Origin of the sequence: Microbacterium sp., assembly GCF_047971895.1 — a bacterium.
Taxonomy (GTDB): Bacteria; Actinomycetota; Actinomycetes; order Actinomycetales; family Microbacteriaceae; genus Microbacterium.
The window spans coordinates 1-3,374 of the sequence record NZ_JBKEAF010000067.1; the positions used below are offsets into that span (position 1 = coordinate 1).

Genomic DNA, 3,374 nt, shown 5'->3' on the forward strand with positions numbered 1-3,374 from the left:
CTCGAAGCGCGGCGGCGGCGTCGCCCTGCTGCTCTCGAACATCCGCGAGTCGGGCGCGCCCATCAAGAAGATCGAGAACCAGTCGTCGGGCATCATCCCGGTGATGAAGCTCCTCGAGGACAGCTTCAGCTACGCGAACCAGCTGGGCGCGCGGCAGGGCGCCGGCGCGGTCTACCTGTCGGCGCACCACCCCGACATCATGAAGTTCCTCGACACCAAGCGCGAGAACGCGGACGAGAAGATCCGGATCAAGACGCTCTCGCTCGGCGTCGTCCTCCCCGACGTGACCTTCGAGCTGGCGAAGAACGACGAGGACATGTCTCTCTTCTCGCCCTACGACGTCGAGCGCGTCTACGGCATCCCGTTCGGCGACATCTCGGTCACTGAGAAGTACCACGAGATGGTCGACGATCCGCGCATCAAGAAGACGAAGATCAGCGCGCGCCACTTCTTCCAGACCATCGCCGAGCTGCAGTTCGAGTCGGGCTACCCCTACATCGTGTTCGAAGACACGGTCAATCGGGCCAACCCCGTCAAGGGCCGCATCAACATGTCGAACCTGTGCTCCGAGATCCTGCAGGTCAACACCCCGACCACCTACAACGAAGACCTCTCGTACGACCAGATCGGCAAAGACATCAGCTGCAACCTCGGCTCGATGAACATCGCCATGATGATGGACGGCGACCACTTCGGTGAGAGCGTCGAGCTCGCGATCCGGGCGCTCACGGCAGTGAGCGACATGAGTCACATCACCTCGGTGCGCTCCGTCGAAGAGGGCAACGAGAAGTCGCACGCCATCGGCCTCGGACAGATGAACCTGCACGGCTACCTCGCGCGCGAGCACGTGCACTACGGCAGCGAAGAGGGCATCGACTTCACCAACATCTACTTCTACACGATCCTGTTCCACGCGCTGCGGGCCTCGAACCGGATCGCGATCGAGCGCGGCACCGCCTTCGCCGGCTTCGAAGACTCGAAGTACGCGTCCGGCGAGTTCTTCGACCGGTACATCGAGCAGGCCTGGGAGCCGCAGACCGAGCGCGTGCGCGAGATTTTCGCTGAGGCCGGTGTCGCGATCCCGACCCGGGAAGACTGGCGCGAGCTCAGCGAGAGCGTTCGTCAGCACGGCATCTACAACCAGAATCTGCAGGCTGTGCCGCCGACCGGTTCCATCTCGTACATCAACAACTCGACCTCGTCGATTCACCCCATCGCCTCGAAGATCGAGATTCGCAAGGAGGGCAAGCTCGGGCGGGTCTACTACCCGGCACCGTTCCTCACCAACGAGAACCTCGACTACTACCAGGACGCCTACGAGATCGGCCCCGAGAAGATCATCGACACCTATGCCGCGGCGACGCAGCACGTCGACCAGGGCCTGTCGCTGACGCTGTTCTTCAAGGACACGGCCACCACGCGCGACATCAACAGGGCGCAGATCTACGCGTGGCGCAAGGGGATCAAGACGATCTACTACATCCGCCTGCGCCAGCTCGCACTCGAGGGCACCGAGCTCGAGCAGTGCGTCAGCTGCATGTTGTAGCGCCCCGGATCAATGCGGCGGAGCCGCGTTGATGCGGGGCGGTGCAAGGTTGAGGGAGGCGCGGAGCGCCGAGTCGAAACCTCCAATACCCGGATCAATGCGGCGGAGCGTAACCCGTCATCCTGCGGGATTGCGGTGAACTCTTGGGAGAAAATGCGAGAGCGTTTTCTGAGTTCGCCGCTGGAGCTTCCGCTCCAGAGTCGCAGGATCCCGATCCCGACCCTGACCCCCGACGTGAGAAGATATCTTGCGACTCAGCGCAGGATGATGCATAAGGAAGAACCGATGAACTTCAAACTGGGCCACGTGGTGCAGGCGATCAACTGGAACCGCATCCAGGACGAGAAGGACCTTGAGGTGTGGAACCGCCTCGTCAACAACTTCTGGCTGCCCGAGAAGGTGCCGCTCTCGAACGACGTGCAATCGTGGGCTACCCTCACCGAAGCCGAACAGCTGCTCACCATGCGTGTGTTCACCGGGCTCACTCTGCTCGACACCATCCAGGGCACCGTCGGTGCGGTCTCGCTCATTCCCGACGCGATCACCCCGCACGAAGAAGCCGTCTACACCAATATCGCGTTCATGGAATCGGTGCACGCCAAGAGCTACTCGTCGATCTTCTCGACGCTGTGCTCGACCGCCGAGATCGACGACGCGTTCCGTTGGTCGGTCGAGAACCCTGCTCTGCAGAAAAAAGCGCAGATCATCATCGACTACTACCGCGGCGACGACCCCCTCAAGCGCAAGGTCGCCTCGACCCTGCTCGAATCGTTCCTCTTCTACTCGGGCTTCTACCTGCCGATGTACTGGTCGAGCCACGCGAAACTGACGAACACCGCAGACCTGATCCGCCTCATCATCCGCGATGAGGCCGTGCACGGCTACTACATCGGGTACAAGTACCAGAAAGGGCTTGAAACGGCGACCGAAGCCCGCCGCGAAGAGCTCAAAGATTACACCTTCTCGCTGATGTACGACCTCTACGACAACGAAGTGCACTACACGCAAGACCTCTACGACGGCGTCGGCCTCACCGAAGACGTGAAGAAGTTCTTGCACTACAACGCCAACAAGGCGCTCATGAACCTCGGCTACGAGCCGATGTTCCCCAAAGACATGACCGACGTCAACCCGGCGATCCTCTCGTCGCTCTCACCCAACGCCGACGAGAACCACGACTTTTTCAGCGGCTCGGGTTCGTCGTACGTCATCGGCAAAGCCGTCGCCACCGAAGACGAGGACTGGGACTTCTGAGGGTTTCTCTCTGAGGCTCCTGCCGAAAGGCCTGGTTACGCCCCTGATCCGCGAAAACTCGCGGGGTCAGGGGTTTTTCCGTGTCTCCACTGAATCGCTCCCTCTTCCTTCCTCTTTACGATATTTTTCCTCATTCGAATTTTCCCTTACAAGTTCCTGAGATGTTCGCATAATTTCATTTTGTATATAAGTTTTCTTTAGTTTACCTTACTAGACATGAACTAATCTTCTTAAAATTATAATGACATAGGCCTACGTGACCTACTCTGAGTACAGCATATTCTTGTCTGTCCTAACCTGACCTGACCTGTCCTGACGTCCTTATTCAGTGTATAGGATAAAACCTAAAATGAAATTGAGTTCCCTGTAGTATAAGAGACTTGGTAATGAAGTGTACCCCGTCCCTACCCTCTCCCAGCCCCCCTGCCCCCAGCCTATCCCACACGCCCGAACCCCAGCCACTCACACCACCAGGACCAGCTTAATGGAAGGGACGCCGAAGGTCGGCCTTTTTATGGATCAAAAAAACTCGAACACGCACACACGCACGCACACACACACACACACACACACA

Annotated in this window: 2 protein-coding genes; both read left to right on the forward strand. The window is 59.0% G+C overall.

Annotated elements, in window-relative coordinates; translation table 11 throughout:
- Positions 1-1,546: class 1b ribonucleoside-diphosphate reductase subunit alpha (gene nrdE / locus ACK5IN_RS05525; protein ID WP_416895206.1), on the forward strand; the 1,546-nt coding region annotated here is incomplete at its 5' end.
- Between the two features lie 285 nt (positions 1,547-1,831).
- A complete protein-coding gene (gene nrdF, locus ACK5IN_RS05530; RefSeq protein WP_416895207.1) occupies positions 1,832-2,800 on the forward strand; it encodes a class 1b ribonucleoside-diphosphate reductase subunit beta in 969 nt (322 codons plus the stop codon).
- Positions 2,801-3,374 lie beyond the last annotated feature (574 nt).

Bases quoted from the DNA above. Each gene is read 5' to 3' on its own strand.
- nrdF (WP_416895207.1), top strand. From the start codon at position 1,832: ATGAACTTCAAACTGGGCCACGTGGTGCAGGCGATCAACTGGAACCGC.